This window comes from Xanthomonas sp. NCPPB 3570 (genome assembly GCF_056725115.1).
Window position 1 is genome coordinate 4,001,844 of the sequence record NZ_CM161513.1, and the last position, 23,198, is coordinate 4,025,041.

Annotated in this window: 23 protein-coding genes; 10 read left to right on the forward strand and 13 right to left on the reverse strand. The window is 70.3% G+C overall.

The genetic code is table 11. The features are described from left to right. Positions 1-35: 35 nt before the first annotated feature. The 5 genes from AC1PLR_RS17260 to AC1PLR_RS17280 form a co-directional block, all read right to left on the reverse strand. Entirely contained in the window at positions 36-527 is a 492-nt protein-coding gene (locus tag AC1PLR_RS17260) for a TPM domain-containing protein (protein ID WP_481101773.1), read from the reverse strand. Then, a complete protein-coding gene (locus AC1PLR_RS17265) occupies positions 527-1,414 on the reverse strand; it encodes a TPM domain-containing protein (RefSeq protein WP_481103625.1) in 888 nt (295 codons plus the stop codon). The genes AC1PLR_RS17260 and AC1PLR_RS17265 overlap by 1 nt, the downstream gene beginning before the upstream one ends. 120 nt (positions 1,415-1,534) lie before the next feature. Then, positions 1,535-2,176 carry a LemA family protein gene (locus tag AC1PLR_RS17270; protein WP_371183321.1) on the reverse strand — a complete coding sequence of 214 codons (642 nt, stop codon included), beginning with the start codon at positions 2,174-2,176 and terminating at the stop codon, positions 1,535-1,537. Positions 2,177-2,250: 74 nt separating this feature from the next. Further along, positions 2,251-3,000 (reverse strand): TerC family protein, encoded by a 750-nt coding sequence (locus AC1PLR_RS17275; RefSeq protein ID WP_010342213.1) that lies wholly within the window; start codon positions 2,998-3,000, stop codon positions 2,251-2,253. A 39-nt stretch (positions 3,001-3,039) separates the two neighbouring features. Continuing rightward, complete coding sequence (locus AC1PLR_RS17280; RefSeq protein ID WP_010342212.1) at positions 3,040-3,420, reverse strand: diacylglycerol kinase; 381 nt, start codon at positions 3,418-3,420, stop codon at positions 3,040-3,042. A 189-nt stretch (positions 3,421-3,609) separates the two neighbouring features. Between AC1PLR_RS17280 and AC1PLR_RS17285 the strand changes: the two genes are divergently transcribed. Next, a complete protein-coding gene (locus AC1PLR_RS17285; protein ID WP_481101774.1) occupies positions 3,610-4,326 on the forward strand; it encodes an SGNH/GDSL hydrolase family protein in 717 nt (238 codons plus the stop codon). A gap of 35 nt (positions 4,327-4,361) precedes the next feature. On the opposite strand, the gene AC1PLR_RS17290 is transcribed toward AC1PLR_RS17285, so the two are convergent. The 3 genes from AC1PLR_RS17290 to AC1PLR_RS17300 form a co-directional block, all read right to left on the reverse strand. Beyond that, a complete protein-coding gene (locus AC1PLR_RS17290) occupies positions 4,362-5,642 on the reverse strand; it encodes a sensor histidine kinase (protein WP_481101775.1) in 1,281 nt (426 codons plus the stop codon). Positions 5,643-5,749: 107 nt separating this feature from the next. Then, positions 5,750-6,463: a response regulator transcription factor gene (locus AC1PLR_RS17295; protein ID WP_003481607.1), complete on the reverse strand. Its 714-nt coding sequence runs from the start codon at positions 6,461-6,463 to the stop codon at positions 5,750-5,752. 92 nt (positions 6,464-6,555) lie between these two features. Beyond that, a complete protein-coding gene (locus AC1PLR_RS17300) occupies positions 6,556-7,215 on the reverse strand; it encodes an arylesterase (RefSeq protein ID WP_481101776.1) in 660 nt (219 codons plus the stop codon). 124 nt (positions 7,216-7,339) lie between these two features. Here AC1PLR_RS17300 and AC1PLR_RS17305 point away from each other — a divergent pair, with 124 nt between their 5' ends. The 6 genes from AC1PLR_RS17305 to AC1PLR_RS17330 all read left to right on the forward strand — a co-directional run bounded on the left by AC1PLR_RS17305 (position 7,340) and on the right by AC1PLR_RS17330 (position 14,463). Then, positions 7,340-7,942 carry an ABC transporter ATP-binding protein gene (locus tag AC1PLR_RS17305; RefSeq protein WP_010342203.1) on the forward strand — a complete coding sequence of 201 codons (603 nt, stop codon included), beginning with the start codon at positions 7,340-7,342 and terminating at the stop codon, positions 7,940-7,942. After that, entirely contained in the window at positions 7,939-10,422 is a 2,484-nt protein-coding gene (locus tag AC1PLR_RS17310) for an ABC transporter permease (protein ID WP_481101777.1), read from the forward strand. The genes AC1PLR_RS17305 and AC1PLR_RS17310 overlap by 4 nt, the downstream gene beginning before the upstream one ends. Before the next feature lie 273 nt (positions 10,423-10,695). Then, positions 10,696-11,589: a TauD/TfdA dioxygenase family protein gene (locus AC1PLR_RS17315; protein ID WP_481101778.1), complete on the forward strand. Its 894-nt coding sequence runs from the start codon at positions 10,696-10,698 to the stop codon at positions 11,587-11,589. 69 nt (positions 11,590-11,658) lie between these two features. Beyond that, complete coding sequence (locus tag AC1PLR_RS17320; protein WP_481101779.1) at positions 11,659-12,717, forward strand: ABC transporter substrate-binding protein; 1,059 nt, start codon at positions 11,659-11,661, stop codon at positions 12,715-12,717. 1 nt (position 12,718) lies between these two features. Next, on the forward strand, positions 12,719-13,597 hold the full coding sequence (locus tag AC1PLR_RS17325; RefSeq protein WP_481101780.1) for an ABC transporter ATP-binding protein: 879 nt from the start codon (positions 12,719-12,721) through the stop codon (positions 13,595-13,597). Next, complete coding sequence (locus AC1PLR_RS17330) at positions 13,594-14,463, forward strand: ABC transporter permease (protein ID WP_481101781.1); 870 nt, start codon at positions 13,594-13,596, stop codon at positions 14,461-14,463. The genes AC1PLR_RS17325 and AC1PLR_RS17330 overlap by 4 nt, the downstream gene beginning before the upstream one ends. Positions 14,464-14,592: 129 nt before the next feature. Here the strand turns inward: AC1PLR_RS17330 and AC1PLR_RS17335 are convergent, their stop codons facing one another. The 5 genes from AC1PLR_RS17335 to AC1PLR_RS17355 form a co-directional block, all read right to left on the reverse strand. After that, entirely contained in the window at positions 14,593-15,531 is a 939-nt protein-coding gene (locus AC1PLR_RS17335) for a DUF6607 family protein (protein ID WP_481101782.1), read from the reverse strand. A 50-nt stretch (positions 15,532-15,581) separates the two neighbouring features. Further along, positions 15,582-16,136, reverse strand: coding sequence for a Hemin transport protein (locus AC1PLR_RS17340; protein ID WP_481101783.1), 555 nt, complete (start codon positions 16,134-16,136; stop codon positions 15,582-15,584). Between the two features lie 45 nt (positions 16,137-16,181). Next, positions 16,182-18,401 (reverse strand): TonB-dependent hemoglobin/transferrin/lactoferrin family receptor, encoded by a 2,220-nt coding sequence (locus tag AC1PLR_RS17345; protein WP_481101784.1) that lies wholly within the window; start codon positions 18,399-18,401, stop codon positions 16,182-16,184. Positions 18,402-18,576: 175 nt separating this feature from the next. Then, positions 18,577-18,777 (reverse strand): hemin uptake protein HemP, encoded by a 201-nt coding sequence (gene hemP / locus AC1PLR_RS17350; RefSeq protein WP_017907561.1) that lies wholly within the window; start codon positions 18,775-18,777, stop codon positions 18,577-18,579. 188 nt (positions 18,778-18,965) lie between these two features. Beyond that, positions 18,966-19,937: an aldo/keto reductase gene (locus AC1PLR_RS17355; protein ID WP_371183291.1), complete on the reverse strand. Its 972-nt coding sequence runs from the start codon at positions 19,935-19,937 to the stop codon at positions 18,966-18,968. A 212-nt stretch (positions 19,938-20,149) separates the two neighbouring features. On the opposite strand from AC1PLR_RS17355, the gene AC1PLR_RS17360 reads away from it, so the two are divergent. The 3 genes from AC1PLR_RS17360 to AC1PLR_RS17370 all read left to right on the forward strand — a co-directional run bounded on the left by AC1PLR_RS17360 (position 20,150) and on the right by AC1PLR_RS17370 (position 23,168). Further along, positions 20,150-21,448 (forward strand): NupC/NupG family nucleoside CNT transporter, encoded by a 1,299-nt coding sequence (locus tag AC1PLR_RS17360; protein ID WP_010342192.1) that lies wholly within the window; start codon positions 20,150-20,152, stop codon positions 21,446-21,448. A gap of 66 nt (positions 21,449-21,514) precedes the next feature. Continuing rightward, positions 21,515-22,468, forward strand: coding sequence for a ribokinase (locus AC1PLR_RS17365; protein WP_010342191.1), 954 nt, complete (start codon positions 21,515-21,517; stop codon positions 22,466-22,468). 94 nt (positions 22,469-22,562) lie between these two features. After that, entirely contained in the window at positions 22,563-23,168 is a 606-nt protein-coding gene (locus AC1PLR_RS17370) for a DUF4893 domain-containing protein (RefSeq protein WP_481101785.1), read from the forward strand. The last annotated feature ends 30 nt before the right edge of the window (positions 23,169-23,198 follow it).

A 23,198-nucleotide genomic window follows, 5' to 3' on the forward strand; every position in this document is an offset into this window, starting at 1 on the left:
TCTACCGGCAGGACACGCCCGAACTCCAGGCGCGCTCAATCCAGCACCCGCGGCAGATTCGGCAATTCGTTCTCGCCCTGCTGGCCCGGCTGCGCCGGGAAGTGCGCGGCCAGCAACGCGGAGACTGCGCCGACGCCGGCGATCACCGCCTGCTCGGGCTGGCCGGCGCGCATGTCGCGCTCGATCAGCGCGCAGACCTGGCGCCACTGCGCCGCGTCCACCCGTCCGCGCAGGCCGCGGTCGGCGACGATCTCGATGTGGTGGTCGGCCAGCAGCAGATAGATCAGCACGCCGTTGTTGGCCTCGGTATCCCAGGTGCGCAACTGCGCGAACGCATGCTCGGCGCGCAGCTGCGGGGCCATGCCGCGCAGCACCTGCGCCGGTGCCAGCCCCGATTCCACCGCGAACATCACCTGCCCGCTGTGCAGGCGCTCGCCCTCGGCGATCGCCGCGCCGATGCGTTCCAGGCTGGCCGCGGGAAACAGGCGCTGCGCGGACGGCGCGAACAGGTGCCGAAGCAAGCGCATCACCAGCTCCCCGAGGCGCCGCCGCCTCCGGAACTGCCGCCCCCACCGCCCCAGCCGCCTCCGCCGAAGCCGCCTCCGCCGCCACCCCAACTACCGCCACCGCCGCCCCAGCCACCGCCGAAGCCGCCGCCACCCCAGCCGCCCCAACCGCCACCGCCAGCCGAGCGGCCAGGCGCGATGCCGACGAACAGGCCCAGCAGCAGGCCGATCGCGCCGGTCAGCGCACCGACGAACAGCGACAGGCTCAGCAGCAGGCCGACGCCGCCGCCGACCACGCCGCTCAGCACACCGCGCACAGGACGCGACAGCTGCGCGAACAGCACCTGCGCGACCAGCGCCGCGAACAGGCCGGCGAAGAATCCGAATCCCAGGCCGCCGCCGCGCGAGGTGGAAGCGTGCGCACTCACCGGCGCCGGCAACGCCTCGCCGTCGATCAGCTTGACCAGCATCGCGGTCGCTTCGGCAATGCCGCCGCTGTAGTCGCCGGCGCGGAAGCGCGGCACCAGGTACTCCTGGATGATGCGGTTGGCGGTGGCGTCGGGAATCGCGCCCTCCAGGCCGTAGCCGGGCTGGATGCGCACGCGTCGGTCGTCCTTGGCCACCACCAGCAGCACGCCGTCGTCCACGCCCTTGCGGCCGAGCTTCCACTGGTCGAACACGCGCTGGGTGTATTGCTCGATGCTCTCCGGGGCGGTGCTGGGCACCACCAGCACCTGCAACTGGCTGCCTTTGCGCTGCTGCAGCTGCACCGCCTGCCGGTCCAGCTCCAGGCGCTGGTTCGGTGTCAGCGTGCCGGTGGTGTCCACCACCGGCGCATCCAGCGGCGGGATCGGCGCCTCGGTCTGCGCCCAAGCCAGCCACGGCAACAGCGCCAGCAGCAGCACCAGCCAGACGCAGACGTGCCGACGGCCGGCCGCAGCGCGGGTGCCACCGCACGACGCCGTCGCTGCGGCGGCGCGCTCAGCCGCGGAGGTGAAACGCACGGTCGGGCCGGCCTGCAGCGACGCTTACTGCGCCGGTGCCGGCTGCTGCGGCTGCTGCGGCTGCTGCGGCGCGGACGCCGGCTGGCCGCCGAAGTTCACCGCCGGCGCCTCGGAGATCTGCGCCTCGTTCTCCACCGAGAAGTTGGGCTTCTCCTTGTAGCCGAACATCTTGGCGGTGAGCACCTGCGGGAAGGACAGGATGTAGGTGTTGTAGTCCTGCACCGCCTGGATGTAGCGGCCGCGTGCCACGGTGATGCGGTTTTCGGTGCCTTCCAGCTGCGCCTGCAGGTCGCGGAAGGCCTGGTCGGATTTCAGGTTGGGATAGTTCTCGCTGACCACCAGCAGCCGCGACAGCGCGCTGGACAGCTGGCCCTGTGCCTGCTGGAACTGCTGCAGCGAGGCGGCGTCGTCGGCGTTGACCTGCACCTGGCCGACGCGGGCGCGGGCGTTGGTCACGTCGGTGAGCACCTGCCGCTCCTGGTCGGCATAGCCCTTGACCGTGTTGACCAGGTTCGGCACCAGGTCGGCACGGCGCTTGTACTGGTTCAGCACTTCCGACCAGCCGGCCTTGACCGCCTGGTCCTTCTGCTGGATCGCGTTGTAGCCGCAGCCGGACAGCAATACCGCCAGCGCGGCCAGGAACAGGGAGCGGGACAACAGGCGCATGCGAGGACTCCGGCAGATGACTGCGCGCAGCTTGCCACGCCGCCGGTGAAAACGCAGCCGACCTCAGCGGTGGCTCACCACTTGCCGGCGCCGGGCACCTGGTGCGCGGCGGCGCGCCGGCGCATCAGCAGGTTCAGCCACTCCACCAGCACCGAGAAGCCCATCGCCGCGTAGATGTAGGGCTTGGGCACGTGCACGTCCAGGCCATCCAGGATCAGCACCACGCCGATCATCAGGATGAAAGCCAGCGCCAGCATCTTCACCGTCGGGTTGGCGTCGATGAAGCGGCCCAGCGGGTTGGCCGCCAGCAGCATCACCGCCACCGCCAGCAGCACCGCGGCGATCATCACCGGGATGTGCTGGGCCATGCCCACCGCGGTAATCACCGAATCCAGCGAGAACACGATGTCGATCACCGCGATCTGCGCGATCACCATCCAGAACACGCCCGAGGCCTTGCTGGTGGTGGGATCTTCGTCCTCGCCGCCGGTGATCAGCTCGCGGATCTCCATGGTGCCCTTCACCAGCAGGAACAGGCCGCCGACGATCAGGACCAGGTCGCGGATCGAGATGCCCATGCCGGCGACGCTGAACAGTTCGCCCTGCATGCGCGCCAGGAACGCCAGCGACACCAGCAGCGCGATACGGGTCAGGCAGGCCACCGCGATGCCGAACTTGCGCGCGGCTGGGCGTTGCGCTTCCGGCAGCTTGCCCACGGCGATGGAGATGAACACCAGGTTGTCGATGCCCAGCACGATCTCCAACGCACTCAGCGTCAACAGCGTCAGCCAGGTGTTGGGATCGGCGAGAAATTCGAGGGCCATGGTGTCGGGTCCTTTAACGGAAGAAGAAACGGGCGGCGATCACAGCAGGCGCGGCAGCAGGATCAGGCCCCAGCACAGCACCACGTTGGCCAGCATCACGAACACCGCGGCCGAGCCCATGTCCTTGGCGCGGCCGGCCAGCTCGTGATGCTCGGGACCATAGCGCTCGATCACCGCCTCGATCGCCGAATTGAGCAGTTCCACGGCCAGCACCAGCAGCAGCGAGCCGATCATGAGCACCTGCTGCACCGGCCCCTGCCCCAGCCACAGCGCCAACGGCGCCAGGATCAGGAACAGGCACACCTCCAGGCGGAAGGAGGATTCGTGCAGCCAGGCGGCGCGCAAGCCCTGCCAGGACCAGCGCGCCGCCATCAGCATGCGGCGCGGCCCGCGCGGCAGGTGCCCGAATTGGTCGGCCACGGCTCAGCCCCGCCCCGTGCAACGGGGGCGCGACGACGACGGCCGGAAGGAATCGGTCATGGGCAAGGGCGCAGCGGGATAGGCCGCAATTTTGCCACAAGCCCCGCGGCGGCGCCGGCATCGCCGCGGATTTGCCTGCATGTCGCGCCTGCGGCACCATCGGCGATCCCCTTGCTTCGAGGAGGCGTCATGCCCCGTTCGCCGCTGCGCGCACCGCTGCTCGCCCTGAGTCTGTTCAGTCTGTCCCTGCTGAGCCTGTCGCCGGCGCTGGCGCTCACCCCGCCCCCGCCGCCCAGCGTGCCCGAGCAGGTCTCCAATGCCGCCTGGGAAGAGGACATGGCGCGTTTCGCCAAGGACGATGCCGCGCATCCGGTCAAACCCGGCGGCGTGCTGTTCGTCGGCAGTTCCTCGATCCGCTTCTGGACCTCGCTGGCCACCGATTTCCCCGGCGTGCAGACGCTGAACCGCGGTTTCGGCGGCTCGGAGATCCGCGACAGCACCTGGTACGCCGACCGCATCGTGGTGCCGTACAAGCCGCGCCTGATCGTGTTCTACGCCGGCGACAACGATCTCAACAGCGGCCGCAGCCCGCAGCAGGTGCGCGACGACTTCGTGGCCTTCGTGACCCGCGTGCGCCGCGACCTGCCCAAGACCCGCATCGTCTACCTGTCGATCAAGCCCAGCCCGTCGCGCGCGGCGCTGATGCCGAAGATGGCCGAGGCCAACGCGCTGATCCGCACGGCCGCGGCCGGCCTGAAGCAGATCCAGTTCGTCGACGTGTACACGCCGATGCTGGGCGCGGACGGACAACCGCGCGCCGAGCTGTTCGGCCCGGACAAGCTGCACATGAACGCGGCCGGCTACGCGCTGTGGCGCGACACCCTGCGTCCTTACCTGCAAGACTGAGATACCCGGACGCCCGCGCCACGGCGCGCGGGCGCTCAGGGCGACGGTGGGAACCGCACCGTCGCGAGAATGCCCCCGCCCTCGGCGTTCTCCAGGGCCACCTGCCAGCCAAAGCGGTCGCACAGCCGGCGCACAATCGACAGGCCCAGCCCGGTGCCCTGCGGACGTTCCGGCTCGGCGCGGAAGAACGGCTCGAAGGCGTGCCGCAGCGCTTCCTCGGACATGCCGATGCCGGTGTCGCGGATGCGGATGCGGTCGGCCTCGACCTCGACCTCCACGCGTCCGGCATCGGTGTAGCTGCAGGCGTTGCGCAGCAGGTTGCTGACCACCACGTGCAGCACCCGTGGCGGCGCGTGCAGTGTGGCCGGGGCCAGCACGCGCACGCTCAGGGTCACCGGCTTGTCCGCCAGCAACTCACGGGCGTTTTCGGCCTCGTATTCCACCAGCTCGGCGACATCGATGGTCTCGCTCTGCGGCACCACGTCCGCTTCCCGCGCCAGGATCAGGAACGCGTCGATCACCGCTTCCATGTCGCGGCCGGCACGCTGGATCCGCTGCAGGCTGCGGTTCAGGCGCGGCGGCAGTTCCTGCTCGGTCATCGCGATGTCGGTGGCGACGCGGATCACCGTCAGCGGGGTGCGCAGTTCGTGGCTGGCATCGCGGGTGAAGTTGCGTTCGCGGGCGACATGGTCGGTGACGCGCTGGGCCAGCGCATGCAACGCGGCGGCCAACTGCCGCGCCTCGCCCTGCACGTCGGCCGGCAGGTTTTCCGGGGCCAGATCGGCGGCGGCCGGGTGCCGCGGATCCCAGCGCGAGACCCGCCGCGCCAGCCAGTTCATCGGCGACAGCAAGCGTCGCGACACTCGCCACGTCAACCAGGCCACCACGATCACCGCGATCAGGGTCAGCAGGGTCGGCACCACGCCGAACCAGAACGCCAGCCGCTGCGCCGGCGCGCGCAGGAATACCAGGTACAGGCGACCGGACGGGTTCTGGTCGACCAGCACGATCTCCCCGCCAGGGCGGTCCTCGTGCAGGCCGGGCGCCAGCCCCCGCAGGTCGACGGGCACGGCGGCATCGGATTGGCCGGGCGCCACCAGGTAGCCGCGCAGGCTGTGGGTGTTGGGCGGAAGCTGCTGCGGCTGCTGCGCATGCACGCGCCAGTAATAGCGCGCTTCCTGCTTCAGGATCGAGCCGACCAGCGAGTGCTGCACGATCGCCACCACCAGATAACTGGCAAGCGTGACCACGCAGCCCGCAAACACGATGCGGGCGATCAGGGCGAGGCGAAGTTTGCGCGGCAACCCGTGCGGCATACGGCATCCGTGATCGTTGCCGCGATTATAGGAAGGCCGATCGTGATCCTTTCGTGCAAACGGCCCCGTGCAACGGGGCCGTCACGCTGTCCACGAGCGGAGCCGCCTCAGCTCATCGGCTGGGCGATGTCGGCGATGCGGTAACCGGCGCTCTGCACGGTGTGCAGCAGCGGGCGGTCGAACGGCTTGTCGATGATCTTGCGCAGGTTGTACAGATGGCTGCGCAGGGTGTCCGAATCCGGCAGGCCGTTGCCCCAGATCTCGCGCTCGATTTCCTGGCGGGTGACCACGCGCGGCGATTCGCGCATCAGGATGGTCAGCAGGCGCAGGCCGATCGGCGAGAGCTGCAGCTCGGTGCCGGCGCGGGTGGCGCGCATGCTCACCGGGTCCAGCACCAGGTCGGCCACCTTCAGCACTTCCGAGCCGACCTGGCGGCGCTCGCGGCGGATCAGCGCACGCAGGCGCGCTTCCAGTTCCTGGATCGCGAACGGCTTGGTCAGGTAGTCGTCGGCACCGAAGCCCAGGCCGGTGAGCTTGTCGTCGAGCGTGTCGCGCGCAGTCAGCATCAGCACCGGAGTGGACTTGCGCGCGTCGTTGCGCAGGCGGCGACACACTTCGATGCCGTCCAGACGCGGCAGCATCAGGTCCAGCACCACCACGTCGTAGCTGTTCTCCGCCGCCAGGCGATAGCCGTCCAGGCCATCGCAGGCGTAATCCACTTCGAATCCGCGGCCCTCCAGATACTCGCCGATCATCTCGGAAATATTGCGGTTGTCTTCCACGACCAGCACGAGCCCGGATGTTTCCTTGGTCTGACGCATAACGCTTCCTCAGTCTTCAGCTTTGTGAAACATGCCGGATGTGCGGTGGTGGCGGCGTGAAGGTCGCTTCATCTGCCTGAGCCGGTAAAAAACTATCGAGCGATCAATGGCTTGAGCTGCGGCCAAACGTTGTCCAGCACCTTGGGCTGGGCTGCGGCGGTGGGGTGCAGACCGTCGCCCTGCATCAGCGCCGGGTTCAGCGCCACGCCCTCCAGCAGGAATGGCAACAGGCCGGTCTGGTACTGCTTCGCCAGGTCCGCGTAGACCGCGCGCAGGCGCTGGCGGTAGCCCGGGCCGTAGTTCGGCGGCACGTCGATGCCCAGCAACAACACCTTCGCACCCGCGTCACGGCTGAGCACGATCATCTTCTCCAGGTTGCCGCGCAGTTCGGCCGGGCTCAGCCCGCGCAACGCGTCGTTGCCGCCCAGTTCGATCACCACCACCGACGGCCGGTGCTTCTGCAGCAGCGCCGGCAGGCGGGTCAGCGCGCCAGAGGAGGTCTCGCCGCTGATGCTGGCATTGACCACCGCCGGCGGCGTCCGCATCTGTTGCTGCAGGCGCTTGTCCAGCAAGGCCACCCAGCCGGATTGCACCGGAATGTTGTGCGCGGCGCTGAGGCTGTCGCCGAGCACCAGCACCGGACCCGTCGCACCTTTGGCACAGGCGATGACGGGCAGCAGCACCCACCATGCCAGCAGCAGCCAGGCGCGGCGCGTCCAGGCCGGCTTGCTTCTCGTCTCATCACCACGCATCGGAGATTCCCTCATCGACAGTCAGGCCCCCACGCTTCGCGCCGGCATCGCCATCGACGTGCGCGATGTCGGCAAATCCGTCAGCGGACCGGAGGGTACGGTCCACATTCTCGACAAGGTCGGATTGACCATCGGTGAAGGCGACAGCGTCGCCATCGTCGGTGCCTCCGGCTCCGGCAAGACCACCCTGCTCGGCTTGCTGGCCGGCCTCGACCTGCCGACGCGCGGCGAGATCGTGCTGGCCGGGCAGTCGCTCAATGCGCTGGACGAGGAAGCGCGCGCTGCGCTGCGTGCGCGCGAGGTCGGCTTCGTGTTCCAGAGTTTCCACCTGCTGCCGTCGCTGACCGCGGCCGAGAACATCGCCCTGCCGCTGGAACTGGCCGGACGCGAGGATCCGGCGCGGGTGCGCGAGGTGCTGGAGGCGGTGGGGCTGAGCGCGCGGGCGCGGCACTACCCGCGGCAACTGTCCGGCGGCGAGCAGCAGCGCGTGGCCTTGGCGCGCGCGTTCGTGGCGCGGCCGCGCATCCTCTTCGCCGACGAGCCCACCGGCAGCCTCGACCAGGCCACCGGGCAGCAGATCAGCGACCTGCTGTTCGCGCTCAACGCCGGCAGCGACACCACCCTGGTGCTGGTCACCCACGACATGCGCCTGGCGCAGCGCTGCGAGCACCGCTACCGCCTCGACGGCGGCCGCCTGCGCGCCGCCGACGCGGCGGATGCCGCATGAACGTGCTGCGCCACGCCGCGCGCGCACTGCGCCGCGAACTGTTCGCCGGCGATCTGCTGACCGTGTTCGCCGCGCTGGTGCTGGGCGTGGCGGTGATGACCGCGGTCGGCACCCTGGTCGACCGGGTGACCCTGGCGCTGACCGGCAGCGCCGCCGAGGTGATCGGCGGCGACCTCGGCGTCAGCGGGCGCCAGGACATCCCCGCCGCCTTCGCCGAGGAGGCGCAGCGGCGCGGGCTGCGCAGCACGCGCATGGTCAGTTTCCCCAGCGTGCTGTTCCATGGCGACGCCAGCCAGATGGCCAACATCAAGGCGGTGAGCGCGGGTTATCCGCTGCGCGGCGAGTTGCTGGTCGCGCGCGACACCGTCGGTGCCGGCAGCGAACGCGCCGGGCCGCCGCCACGCGGCGAGGCCTATGCCGATCCGCGTCTGCTCGAGGCGCTGGGGCTGAAGCTCGGCGACGCGCTGGAGTTCGGCGCCGGCACGCTGCGCGTGACCCGGGTGCTGCGCGCCGAACCGGATGCCTCTGGCGAACTGATGCAGTTGTCGCCGCCGCTGCTGGTCAACCGCGCCGACGTCGATGCCGCCGGCCTGCTCGGCCCTGGCAGCCGTGCCTCCTATCGGTTGATGTTCGCCGGCGCGCCCGGCGAGATCGCCGCCCTGCGCGCATGGTTGGCGCCGCGTGCCAAGGCGTTCCGCCTGGTCGGCATCGAGGACACCCAGCGCGGCGTGCGCGGCGCCTTCGACCGCGCCGGACGGTTCCTGGCGCTGGCCGCGTTGCTGGCGGTGCTGCTGGCCGGCGTCGCCACCGCACTGGCCGCCAACCGTTTCGCGTTGCGCCGCATCGACAACGTGGCCGTGCTGCGCTGCCTGGGCGCGCGCCAGCGCGACATCCTCGGCGCGCTGGCCCTGCAGTTGCTGCTGCTGGCGATCCCCGCCTGCGCGCTCGGCGTGGGCCTGGGCATGCTGGCCCAGGTCGGCCTGGTCGAAGCGCTGGGCAGCCTGATTCCCAACCGCCTGCCGCTGCCGCAGGCGACGCCGGCGCTGGCCGGCGCAGGCATCGGCCTGTTGCTGCTGCTCGGCTTCGGCCTGCCGCCGCTGCTGCGCCTGCGCGACGTGCCGCCGATGCGCGTGCTCAACCGCAGCTTCGCCGCGCTGCCGCCGACCTCACTGCTGGTCTACGCCGCCGCGCTGGTCGCCACCGTGGTGCTGGCGGTGTACGCCACCGGCGACGGCGTGCTGGCGGCCTGGGTGCTGGGCGGCCTGACCCTGCTGGCGGCGCTGGCCGCGGCGGTCGGCGGCGTGCTGCTGGCGGTGCTGCGGCGGCTGCAGGGACGCCTGCGCGGGCCGTGGAAGCTGGGCCTGGCGGCGCTGACCCGGCGCCGCGCGCTGAGCGTGGTGCAACTGGTGGGATTGTCGCTGTCGCTGTGCGCCCTGCTGTTGCTGGCGGTGATCGGCCCCGGCCTGCTGGGGCAATGGCGCGACCGGCTGCCGGCGGATACGCCCAACTACTTCCTGATGAACATCCAGCCCGACCAGGCCGAGCAGGTGCTGGGCACCCTGCGCACGCTCGGCGTCGCCGACGCGGCGGTGGAACCGTTCAGCACCGGCAAGCTGGTGGCGATCAACGGCAAGCCGCCGCAGCGCCGCGAGCAGGGTCCGGAGGACGATGGCGACGGCAGCGACCGGCCGATCAACTTCTCCTGGCGGCACGAGTTCCCCGCGGCCAACCGACTGCTGTCCGGCCGCTTCTGGGCCGCCGACAGCACCGCCGCCGAGGCCTCGGTGGAGGAAGGCTGGGCGCAGCGCTACGGGCTCAAGCTCGGCGACCGCATCACCCTGCTGCTCGGCGACCAGCAGCGCAGCTTCACCGTGACCAGCCTGCGCAAGGCCGACTGGGATTCGTTCCGGGTCAATTTCTTCCTGCTGCTCAACGCCGGCGCGGTGCAGGATGCGCCGTATAACCTGATCTCCGCCTTCCACCTGCCGCGCGCCTCGGCCGCGCAACTGAGCGGGCTCAGCCGTGCCTATCCGAACGTGTCGCTGCTGGACATCGACGCGATCCTGCAGCGGGTGCGCGAGGTCATCGACCGCGTCGCCCAGGCCGTGCAACTGGTGATGGGCTTCAGCCTGCTGGCCGGCGCGCTGGTGTTGCTGGCTGCCCTGCAGGCCACTGCCGGCGAGCGCCGCTACGACAGCGCGGTGCTGCGCACGCTGGGCGCACGCCGTGGGCAGTTGCGCGGTGCGGTGCTGGTGGAGTTCGGCGCGCTCGGCCTGCTCGCGGCGATCCTTGCGGTCGGGGCGGCGGCGATCATCGGTGTGGTGGTGGCCAGGCAGGCCTTCGACCTCGCGCTGTCGCCACCGTGGTCGGCGCTGCTGCTCGGCGGCCTCGGCGGCGTGGCGCTGAGCCTGCTCGCCGGCTGGTCCGGCACCCGCCGCATCCTGCGCACGCCGCCGGCGCTGGCCTTGCGCGAGAACTGAGCACACGGCGGCCCGGCACACCGGGCCGCTGCAAGACGCGGGCATCGCCCACGCATGCTTGAAACCATCGGCGGCGCGCAACGGCTCCGGGGATCCACAGACCACTGCGAATCCCGAATCCCCAATCCCCAATCCCGGCACCACACATATGCCGGTTGCGTATAAGCACCATCCGAATCGTTGCTTCGGCGCGCGCCGGACGCGGCCTAGAGTGGGTGTGCACGCCGCATGCCGGAGCCGCGGCGTCGCATCCTTCGCAGACGAGGCCGCCGCATGCCACGCGCATCCATCGCAACACGGCCGGCCGCCGCCGCGCCGACGGTCCGCATCGAACCGTTCGCCGCGCCGCTGGGCGCGCAGGTGCTGGGGCTGGACCTGACCCAGCCGCTGGACGCCAGCACGTTCGCGCTGCTGCATCGCGCCCACCTGCACTACCACGTGCTGGTGTTCCGCGACCAGCGCATCACCCCGGCGCAACAGGTGGCCTTCAGCCGCCGCTTCGGCCCGCTGCAGATCCATGTGCTGCGCCAGTTCCAGCTGCGCGATCACCCGGAAGTGCTGGTGGTGTCGAACATCAAGGAGCATGGCCAGCCGATCGGGCTGGGCGATGCCGGCCACTACTGGCATTCGGACCTGTCGTACAAGCCGACCCCGAGCCTGGGCTCGATGCTGCTGGCGCAGGAGTTGCCGGCCGAGGGCGGCGACACCTTGTTCGCCAACCAGCACCTGGCCTGGGACACGCTGCCGCTTGAGCTGCAACGCGCGGTCGACGGACGCCTGGCCGAGCACAGCTACCTGGCCAAGTACGAGGACCTGCGCAAGCGCAATCCGTGGCGGCCGCCGCTGACCCAGGCGCAGATCGACGAAGTGCCGCCGGTGCGCCATCCGATCGTGCGCACCCATCCGGAGACCGGGCGCCGCGCGCTGTTCGTCAGCGAGCACTTCACCACCCGCGTCGTTGGCCTGCCGCAGGACGAAAGCGATGCGCTGCTGCAGGCGCTGTTCGCGCACAGCAGCGCCGATGCGCTGGTCTATCGGCACCGATGGCAGCCGCACGACATGGTGTTCTGGGACAACCGCTCGGTCACCCACCTGGCCGGCGGCACCCCGGACCACCTGCGCCGGCGCCTGCACCGCACCACCATCGAGGGCGACGTGCCGTTCTGAGCCACGCCCCTGCACGCGCGCATCCGCCGCTTTCCGACCGCGTAGTCCCCTCCCCCACTGGAACGACGCATGACCGCTTCCGATTTGCCCGCTCTCCCGGCCATCGCGCCGCCCGCCGCCGCGCCGCGGCGACTGCGCTGGTTCGCCGCCGCACTGCTCGCCGTCGCGCTGCTGCACGTCCAGCCTGCGCAGGCCGAAGGCCGGCTGCGTATCGCCAAGCAGTACGGCATCGTCTACCTGCTGCTGGACGTGGCGCAGGAGCAGAAGCTGATCGAGAAGCACGGCAAGGCCGCCGGCATCGACATCGCGGTGGAGACCGTGCAGTTGTCCGGCGGCGCGGCCGCCAACGATGCGCTGCTGTCCGGGTCGATCGACGTGGCCGGCGCCGGCGTCGGCCCGCTGTTCACCCTATGGGACCGCACGCGCGGCCGCCAGAACGTGCGCGGCGTGGCCTCGCTGGGCAACTTCCCGTACTACCTGATCAGCAACGATCCGCGGATCAAGACCCTGGACGACTTCGGCCCGCGCGACCGCATCGCGGTGCCGGCGGTCGGCGTGTCGGTGCAGTCGCGGCTGCTGCAGCACGCCTCGGCGCAGCGCTGGGGCGAGCGCGCCTACAACCAGCTGGACGCGCAGCAGGTGGCCTTGCCGCATCCCGACGCGGCCGTAGCGATCATCCGCGGCGGCACCGAGATCACCGCGCACTTCGCCAGCCCGCCGTTCCAGGAACAGGAACTGGCGCGCAACCCGAAGGCGCACATCGTGCTCGACTCGTACGCGATCGAAGGCGGCCCGACCTCGGCCACGGTGCTGTACGCCACCGAGAAATTTCGCCGCGACAATCCCAAGACCTACCAGGCCTTCGTCGCCGCGCTGGCCGAGGCGGCGGTCTTCGTGCAACGCCAGCCGGAACAGGCGGCGGACCTGTTCGTGCGCCGCAATGGCGGCAAGATCGATCGCGCGCTGGTGCTGCGCATCCTCAAGGACCCGAAGGTGCAGCTCAAGACCGCGCCGCAGAACACGCTCAAGCTCGGCCAGTTCCTGTCCCGGATCGGCGCGATCAAGCAGGCGCCGACCTCGGTCAAGGACTATTTCTTCGACAGCGCGCAAGTCGCCGGAGGCAGCTGAGATGAACCGCTTCGCCTTGACGCCGGCGCCGTTGCTGCAGCTCGAGCGGGTCAGCCTGGACTACGCCAGCGGATCGCGCGTGGTCCGCGCCACGCATCAGGTCAGCTTCGATGTGTACGCTGCCGACCGCATGGTGCTGCTCGGCCCGTCGGGCTGCGGCAAGTCGACCCTGCTCAAGGCCATCGCCGGCTTCGTCACGCCGAGCGAAGGACAGATCCGCCTGGATGGGCAGGTGCTGCGCGCGCCGGGACCGGACCGGGTGGTGGTGTTCCAGGAATTCGACCAGTTGGCGCCGTGGAAGACGGTGCGTCAGAACGTCGCCTTCGGCCTGCGTGCGGCACGCAAGCTGGGGCGGCGCGAAGCGGGCGAGCGCGCGGATCATTTCCTGCACAAGGTCGGCTTGTCCGCGTTCGCCGATGCCTATCCGCACACCTTGTCCGGCGGCATGAAGCAGCGCGTGGCGATCGCGCGGGCGCTGGCGATGCAGCCGCGCGTGCTGCTGATGGACGAGCCGTTCGCCGCGCTCGACGCGCTGACCCGCCAGCGCATGCAGGAGGAGGTGCTGGAACTGTGGGACGAGGCCCGCTTCACCCTGATGTTCGTGACCCACTCGATCGAGGAGGCCTTGCTGGTCGGCAGCCGCATCGTGCTGCTGTCGGCGCATCCGGGCCAGGTCCGCGCCGAACTCAACAGCCACGGCTTCGGGCCCGGCAGCGTCGGCAGCCCGGCGTTCCAGCACGCCGCACAGCGCATCCACCGGCTGCTGTTCGATGCGCCGGGCACCACCGACGTCGGCGACGACACCGAGGGAATGGCGACGGCCACCAGCAACGTGGCGCCGCTGCTCCGACGCGCCGGCGTGCGCGAGGCCGCACCATGAGCGCCGCCGCACCATTGCGGCCGCCGATCCGCGCCGAGTACGAAAACCCGGTCGTGCCCTACACCGCCGCCGTGCCGGCGGCCGTGGCGCGGCGGCGGCAGGTCCCGGACTGGCTGCGCCAGGCGCTGGTGCTGGTCGCGCTGGCGGCACTGTGGGAAGCGGCGGCGCGCTGGCTCGACGACGACCTGTTGCTGCCGAGCTTCCTGCAGACCGCGCGTGCCTTCGTCGACGGGATATGGACGGGCGAATTGCTGGGCCGTGTCGGCGCCTCGCTGCGCATGCTCGCGCAGGGTTATGCGCTCGGCGTGGCATTGGCCTTCGGCCTGACCGCGCTGGCGGTCTCGACCCGGATCGGACGTGACCTGCTGAGCACGCTGACCGCAATGTTCAATCCGTTGCCGGCGATCGCGCTGTTGCCGCTGGCCCTGCTGTGGTTCGGCCTGGGCAACGGCAGCCTGGTGTTCGTGCTGGTGCACGCGGTGCTGTGGCCGCTGGCGCTGAACACCTACGCCGGTTTCCAGGGCGTGCCGGAGACGCTGCGCATGGCCGCGCGCAACTATGGGCTGCACGGCCTGCGCTACGTGGCCGCGATCCTGGTGCCGGCCGCGCTGCCGGCGATCCTGTCGGGCCTGAAGATCGCCTGGGCCTTCGCCTGGCGCACGCTGATCGCCGCCGAACTGGTGTTCGGCGCCACCTCCGGCCAGGGCGGCCTCGGTTGGTACATCTTCCAGAATCGCAACGAGCTCTACACCGACCGCGTCTTCGCCGGTCTGGCGATGGTGATCCTGCTCGGCCTGGTGGTGGAAGGCGCCGGCTTCCGCGTGCTGGAACGGCTCACCGTGCGCCGCTGGGGCATGCAGCGCTGAGCGACTCGGGCGTCTCTCCACAACGGGTCGCCGCCGGGCACGAGCGCCCGCGTATCGGTGAAACGCAAAAAAGGGGAAGGCGCCATCCCGGCCGCCTTCCCCACCCTGGCTGTGGCGCCGGCGCTGGCCTCAGCGCGCGGCCGGTGCCGGCGCCGTCCATTGCGCGAACACCGCATCGAGTTGCGCATCGCTGACCGGCTTGCCCTGTTGCACCGCCTCGGCCTGGCCGAACAGCGGCACGATGATCGCCATGCCGTCGACCTTGGTCTTCAGCTGCACGCCCGGCGCCTTGCCGAGCAGGCCGTCCCAGCGCGCGCGCACCCTGGCCCAGTAGCCCTGGGTGGCCTTCCAATAGGCGTAGGCCGGGGCGAAATCGACGGTCGTGGTCTTGACGTAGTCGTTGAAGCCGAACTCGCGGGCGATGGCCTGCTGGCTGCCGTCGGGCTTGCGCAGCACCTTGGTGTTGAACTGTTCGTGGGTCCAGCCGGCCGGGGTCAACGTGTGCCGGTTGATCACCGCCAGTGCGTTGTAGTCGCTGCGCTTGGTGTACTCGCGGCGCGGCAACGGGCGCCAGCTCAGGTCGCTGGTCCAGGTCGGATGGCCATCGGCGTAGTCCCAGCGCCCGGTGCCGCAGTAGCGCGGCGCGTCGCTGACCTCGTACACGCACTGGGTCCAGGCGCCGCGGGTGGCCGCGGCGTCGAGCGGGCGCACCTGCCAGGTCTGGTCGGCGCTGAACTCGAAACGCTGCGGCGCCTCGTAGATCCAGTCCTGGCGCCAGTGCTTGGTCACGTGGCCGCTCTTGGGCTCCACCAGCAGGTGCTGCAGCACGACCTTGCGCGGGCTGTCCTCGACCACGATCACCACTTCGTCGCCGCCGCTGCGCATTGGCGCGGCGCGCGTGTAGCCGGGTTGCAGCAGCACCGTCTCGTCGAAGGCGAACGCCACGGTGTACTCGCCCTGCATCGCCAGGATGCTGGCGCGGTCGCGGGCCGGATCGGCCTCCGCGGCGTGGACGGGAAGACTGCCGGCAAGCAGCAGGGCGCAGAACAGAGGCGGAGCTTTCATCATCGAGAGGTGTGGTTGTTGTTGATGGGAAACGGGGAAGCGCGATCGGCCACTCACAATCGCAGCAGCGGCCACGGCCGCTCGGGATCGGGACGCGGCGCAGTGCGACCGGCGCGGGCGCAACAGCAGTCGTCGACCAGCACGTCGCCCTCGGCCGCCTCCAGGCGCGCGATGCGCCTGGCGATGCTGGCGCCGAGCGGCGACACGCCGGCCACACTGGCCGCCAGCACGCCATCGGCCGCGTGCAGACGCAGCGCCCGTGCATGCCATCCATCGCCGCGCAGGCGACCGGCCACGCGCCGCCACAGTCGCTCGGCAACACTGCCGTCGGCGGCGTCCTGTGCCGCGGGCAACGCCGACAGCAGCATGTCCCAGGCGACGAAATCGCTGTCCGGCAGCAGGTACAGGCGCCAGCAGCACTGCTGCTGGCGGTCGTAGAAGCGCAGGCTCTCCAGCACGCCGTCGCTGTCCACGTCCAGGTGCGCGGCCACGCTGCGGGCGTGGCGCCAGCCGATCAGCTCGGCGCCGGTGCGGGCGCGGTACAGGCACAGCACGGTGCCCAGCGAGGCCAGTTGCGCCGGACGCGGCAGCGGCGCAAACGCGGCCATCCGCTCCTGCTCCGTCCGCGCTGGCGACACCGTGCGCACGCGCCGCTACCAGTCCAGCGCCAAACTGACCGAGACGTTGCGCCCGGCGCCGGTATAGCGGTCGAGCACGCTGCTGCTGGCCAGGGTCGCGCCAGGCAGCATGTTCCAGTCGATGTAGCGGCGGTCGGCCAGGTTGAACACGCCGACGTCGAGCCGCGCGCCTTCGGTGAAGTGCCAGTGCGCGAGCAAGTCCAGCGTCGCGTATCCGGCCGGGGTGTAATAGGTCGGCAGCTCCGGCCGGCGTTTCTTCGCCACCGCGGTGGCGACCAGTTGCGTGCCCCAGGTGCTGCGGTCGTAGCCCAGGCCGAGCACGCCACGCAGCGGATCCACCGAATTGAGCGGGGTGCCGTCGGTGCGGTTGTCGCCGCGCGCATAGGCCGCGCTGGCCTGCAGCGACCAGCCGGTCCAGCGCGCGTCGAGTGCGCCAAAGTCGATGCCGGCCTTGGCCTCGACGCCGCGGATGGTCACCCGGTCGACGTTGCGCGATTGATACAGCATCAGGCCGTCGGCGTTGAAGCCGACGAAGCGGTAGGACTCGATGAAGTCGCGATAGGCGTTGCGGTAGGCGCTCAGGCCGGCGTAGACGGCCGGACCGGCGTAGCGCACGCCCAGTTCGGCGCCGCGGCTGGTCTCCGGCTTCAGGTCGGGATTGGCGATCGCGGTGTAGCCGATCAGCAGGTTGGTGAAGCCGATATTGACGTCGTTGTAGGGCGGCGCGCGGAAGCCGTGCGCGTAGTTGGCGTACAGCGACCAGGCGTCGTCCAGGCGCCAGATCGCGCCGAGCTTGGGCGAGACGTTGCGGTCGCTGATCTTCTTCGCCGCCACGCCGGGATTGTCGGTGGCGAAGATCGCATCCACCTGCGGCGACAGCCGGTAGTAGTCGGCGCGCAGCGCCGGGATCAGGCTGACGCGGCCGTCGGCCAGCGCAATCTCGTCCTGCAGGTAGGCGCCGGCCTTGAGCGTCTCGGTGATCGGGAAGTCGCGAACCGGGAAGGTTTCCATGCCCACGGTCTTGCTGATCGCGCCGGTGCGCAGGTTCAGCGTGTGGCCGTCGCGCTTCTCGTGGGTGTCGGTGTGCGACAGGTCGATGCCGTAGCTGATGTCGTGCACGACGCGGCCCTGCTCCACCCGCTTGTGCAGATTGGCCTGCAGTCCGTACAGGCGCTGGTCGAAGTCGTGCTCCATGTGCCGCAGGGTGGCGTTGCTGCGGCGCTCGTCGGTGCGTTGCAGGCTCTGGCTGTCCTGGCGGTACAGCTGCCACTGCAGGTCGTCGGCAAGCCACGTGTCGAGCTGGTCCACCTCGTGCCCCAGCGACACGCGGGCGCGGGTCTGATGGTCGCGCCCGCGCTGCGACAGGATGCTGGCGGTGACGTTGCTCAGCGCATCGATGCGCGAATAGTCCTCGTTGCCTTCGACGGTCAGCTTGAAGCGCTGGTTGGCGCTGGGCGCGTAGACCAGCTTGCTGAGCAGGCTGCGGCCATCGCTGCTGAGCGGATTGGGCGCGGTGCGGGCGGCGCCGATGCTGCGGTTGTCGCCCTGGGTCTCGCTTTCCTGGCCCTGGCGATGGCTGAGCGCGGCCATGGCGCTCCAGCGGTCCCCGCCGAAGGCGACCAGCGCACCAGCGAACAGGCCCTTCCACTCGCTCTCGTAGCCGAACTTCAGGCCGACGTAGCTGTCCTTGCCCGGCGCCAGATAGTCGGCCGGATCCTTGGTGACGTAGGCGACCACGCCGCCAAGCGCATCCGAACCGTACAGCGCGCTGGCCGGGCCGCGCACGATCTCCACGCGCTTGAGCGTGTCCATGTCGACGAAATTGCGGTTGGCGTTGAGGTAGCTGCCGAAGCTGAAGGTGTCCGAGACCGGGATGCCGTCGGTCTGGATCAGCACTCGGTTGCCATCCAGGCCACGGATGCGGATGCCGGAGATGCCGCTGAAGCGGCCGCTGTTGCCGGTGGCGGACACGCCGGGCGTGTAGCGCAGCAGATCCTTCAGGTCGTGGACCAGGGCGCGGTCCATCTGTTCGCGGTCGATCACATCGACGCTGCCAGGTACGTCGACGATGGCGCGCTGGGTACGCGTGGCGGTGACCTGCAGGCGGTCGAAATCGCGGACGGCGGACGCCGCACTGGCGTCGGCGTCGGCGTTGGAGGAAGAGACAGGAGCGGCATGCGCGCCGGCGGCCAGGGCCAGCCACAGCGCGCCGGTGAGCGGGGCGGTACGGAACATGGGGAGCATCGGTGGTCGCGGAAGACCCTCGACCGGCACGGCGCGGGATCCGCGCCTGGCCGAGGGGGAGAGAAGGATCGCGACTGCGAGGCGGCCGCGGCCGACGCGCAGGGGCGTCGGCCAGGTGGCGGCAGGTCGAGCGGAAAGGCCGGCCGCGCGCGGCGGCCGGACGGCGTTACTTGGTCAGGATCAGCTTGTCGTTGCTGGTGTGGCGCAGGCGATAGACGCGGTCGCCGTGCTGGATCAGCACTTCGCGGCGGCCCTTGAGCAGCGCCTGGCTGCTGATGGTTTCTTCGGCCGGCACGGCGCGCGGCACGGTGCGCTCGCGCAGGCTCAGGGTCTCGGGGTGACGCAACAGCACGGGTTGAGCGGTCATGGTCGAACTCCATCCACGGGGTGCATCGAGATGATAATGATTCTCAATACTTAATCAAGACCCATTCTCGCCCGATTCGATTCGCAGTCCTGATCGAAACTGCGCCCGCGAAAGATTCCGAAAATCGCAACGCCCTCGCCGCTCGCTGGCGCGCCGCCGCTGCATCGCGGCGGCGCACGCACACATCGTCAGCGCACGGCGGCTTCGACCCGCTCCCACCATGCCGCGTCGTCGCGCGCGGCCAATTCCAGCGCGGCCAGGTTCTCCAGCAACTGCGCGACCCGGCTGGCGCCGAGGATCACCGTGGACACGTGCGGATTGCGCAGGCACCAGGCGATCGCCAGCGACGCCGGCGCCACGCCCTCGGCCGCGGCCAGCGCGGTGAAGGCACGCGCGCGCTCGATGCGGCGCTGCGCCGGCGGCCCGATCACCTCCTGCTGCAGCCAGGCATTGCGCTCCTGGCCCAGCCGCGAGGCCGGATCGATGCCGTCGTTGTACTTGCCGGTGAGCAGGCCCGAGGCCAGCGGCGACCAGATGGTGGTGCCCAGGCCGAGTTCGGCGTACAGCGGCGCGTATTCCTGCTCGACGCGCTCGCGGTGCAGCAGGTTGTATTGCGGCTGTTCCATCGACGGCCCGTGCAGGCCCAGCGCGCGCGCCACCTGCGCCGCCTCGCGGATGCGCTCGGCCGGCCACTCGGAGGTGCCCCAGTACAGCACCTTGCCCTGGCGGATCAGCGCGTCCATCGCGCGCACGGTTTCCTCCACCGGCGTGTCCGGATCGGGGCGGTGGCAGTAGTACAGATCCAGATACTCCACCCGCAGCCGCTTGAGCGCGGCATGGCAGGCGTCGGTGACGTGCTTGCGCGAGAGCCCGCGCTGGGTCGGGCGCGGCGACTCGACCGCGCCGAAGTAAACCTTGCTGGACACGCAGAACCCGTCGCGCGGCAGCCGCAGGTCGGCGATCACGTCGCCCATTACCTGCTCGGCGCGGCCATGCGCATAGACCTCGGCGTTGTCGAAGAAGTTGATGCCGTGGTCCCAGGCGGCGGCGATCAGGTTGCGCGCTTCGTCGCGGCCGGTCTGCCCGCCGAAGTTGATCCAGGCGCCGAACGACAGCGCCGACAGTTGCAGCCCGGTGGCACCGAGGCGACGGTAATGCATGGCAACTCCTCCTGAACAAACCCGCGGCACAGCCGGGGGCGGCCGCACAGTGTAGCGGCCGCGCCCGACACCGCCCTGCCAGCAGCAGGGCACCCCGCTCTTGCGAATCCCCAATCCCAAATCCCCAATCCCCCATCTGAACACCGCTCGCCTTGCCGGCCGTCACCCCCTGCACTAGGCTTCCCGTCTTTGGTCGGGGACCGGGGACGCAGATGGTCGAGGGATTGGGAAGGATCGGCTTCGGCCTGTTCGGGTTGGCGGTGTTGATCGGGATCACCTGGCTGTTCTCCAACAACCGCCGCGCGGTGGACTGGAAGCTGGTCGCGACCGGCCTGGTCCTGCAGATCGGCTTCGCCTCGCTGGTGCTGCTGGTCCCCGGCGGCCGCGAAGTGTTCGACTGGCTCGGCCAGGTGTTCGTGAAGGTGCTGAGCTTCGTCAACGAAGGCTCCAGCTTCATCTTCGGCAGCCTGCTCGACACCAAGACCTACGGCTTCATCTTCGCCTTCCAGGTGCTGCCGACCATCATCTTCTTCTCCGCGCTGATGGGCGTGCTGTACCACCTGGGGGTGATGCAGGCGGTGGTGCGGGTGATGGCCTGGGCGATCACCAAGGTGATGCGCGTGTCCGGCGCCGAGACCACCAGCGTCTGCGCCAGCGTGTTCATCGGCCAGACCGAGGCGCCGCTGACGGTGCGCCCGTACATCCCGCGCATGACCGAGTCCGAACTGCTGACGATGATGATCGGCGGCATGGCGCACATCGCCGGCGGCGTGCTGGCGGCCTACGTGGGCATGCTCGGCGGCGGCGACCCGGCGCAGCAGGCGTTCTACGCCAAGCATCTGCTGGCGGCCAGCATCATGGCCGCGCCGGCGACGCTGGTGGTGGCCAAGCTGCTGATCCCGGAAACCGGCACGCCGCTGACCCGCGGCACGGTCAAGATGGAAGTGGAGAAGACCACCAGCAACGTGATCGACGCCGCTGCCGCCGGTGCCGGCGACGGCCTGCGCCTGGCGCTGAACATCGGCGCGATGCTGCTGGCGTTCATCGCGCTGATCGCGCTGGTCAACGCGCCGCTGACCTGGATCGGCGACGTCACCGGCCTGGCCGGCGTCATCGGCCGCCCGACCAACCTGTCCACCATCTTCGGCTACGTGCTGGCGCCGGTGGCCTGGGTGATCGGCACGCCGTGGCCGGATGCGACCACGGTCGGTTCGCTGATCGGCCAGAAGGTGGTCATCAACGAGTTCGTCGCGTATACCGAGCTGTCGCGTATCGTCCAGGGCCAGGTGCCGGGCGTGAGCCTGAGCGCGGAGGGCCGGCTGGTCGCCACCTATGCGCTGTGCGGCTTCGCCAACTTCAGCTCGATCGCGATCCAGATCGGCGGCATCGGCGGCCTGGCCCCGGAGCGCCGCCACGACCTGGCCCGCTTCGGCCTGCGTGCGGTGCTGGGCGGCTCGATCGCCACCTTCATGACCGCGACCATCGCCGGGGTGCTGTCGCACTTCGCCTGATCCGGCCGCAACATCCGCTCCACCGTTTTTCCTTTTTCAGTTCCAGTCGAGAAGCAGTACATGCCTATGAGTTCGGTCATCGTCGTCGGTTCGTTCAATGTCGACCATGTGTGGCGTTGCGAGAATCTGCCCGCACCGGGGGCGACCATCGCCGGCCGCTACAGCACCGGCCCCGGCGGCAAGGGCTTCAACCAGGCGGTGGCGGCGGCGCGTGCCGGCGCGCGCACCAGCTTCGTCTGCGCGCTCGGCGACGATGCCGGCGGCGCGATGGCACGCGGTCTGGCCGCGCAGGACGGCATCACCCTGGTCGCCGAGGCCAGCAGCGAGCCGACCGGCACCGGCGGCATCTATGTCGACGGCCATGGCCGCAACACTATCGTCATCGGTGCCGGCGCCAACGCGGCGCTGAGCCTGGACTTCGTGCAGGCGCAGCGCCCGCTGCTGGGCTCGGCGCGGGTGCTGCTGGCGCAGCTGGAATCGCCGATCGAGACCATCGAGGGCACCCTCGCCCTCGCCCGCGAGGCCGGCCTGACCACCGTGCTCAACGCCGCCCCGGCCAATGCGCAGACCAGCATCGGCCTGCTCAAGCTGGCCGACGTGCTGACTCCCAACGAAACCGAGTTCGCCGCCCTGCTGGCGCGCCATGTCGGCGTGCGCGTGGACGCCGACGACGTCGCCGCCACCGATGGCGGCAGCCTGCACGCGCTGTGCCGCAAGCTGCTGCCCGGCGGCACCGTGGTGGTGACGCTGGGCGCGGTGGGCGCGTTCATCTCGCACCCCGAGGAGCGCCTGCTCGGCGACACCCAGCCCTACTACCGGATCGGCGCCGAAGCCGCGCACACCGTGGACACCACCGGCGCCGGCGACGCCTTCAACGGCGCCCTGGTGGCGTCGCTGGCGCAGTCGCCGAACGCCGCGTTCGCCACCCACGTGCGCTTCGCCAACCACTATGCGGCGCGCTCCACCGAGGCCGAAGGCGCGGCGGCGTCGATGCCGCGGCTGACGCCCGAGGCCGGCTGAGCGATCGGCGCGACGGTGCCGGCCGTCGCCGTTGCCTGCCGTCACAAACCAGCGCCGGCGCTGCGCCGGCCACGCATCCGCCAAGGAGTTGCCGATGCCCCGCCGTTCCGTCACCCAGTTCGCCGCGCTGTGTGCGCTGCTGCTCCCGCTGTCCGTCGCCGCGGCACCGCGCTGCGACTGGAACAGTCTGGCCGCCGATGCCGACCGCGCCGCGGTGACCATCTCCGCCGAACGGCTGCAGCAGGTGATCGCGGCGCATTACGACGATGCCGAGCAGGAACAGGGCGCGGCGCTGGCGCGGACCCTGCTGCAGCGCGCGCAGACGCCGCAGGCGCCCGGCACATTGGAAGGCCGCTGGAAGGTGCGCTCGATCCAGGTCGATCCGCACTTCGCCTACGCCTATCCCTACTTCAAGGCCGAGATCCGCCGCGATCCCTGCGGCTATCACCTGAGCAAGACCAGCGGCTCGCAGCGGCGCAGCGGCACGCTGTACCCGCTGTCCGCCGGCAGCCGCGAACTGGCCTTCCTCGGCGCCAGCACGGTCAACGACGAGCCGGAAGCGGCGTACGCGCCCGGTCATGTCTCTGACGGCACGCATGGCAACAGCGTCGGCCGCCTGGTCGCGCTGGGCCCGAACGAACTGCTGCTGATCCTGGACGGCAAGGACAACGGCTTCGAGCTGTACCAGCTGATGCGCTGACGGCCGCGCGGCGCCGCCCAGCCCGCCAGC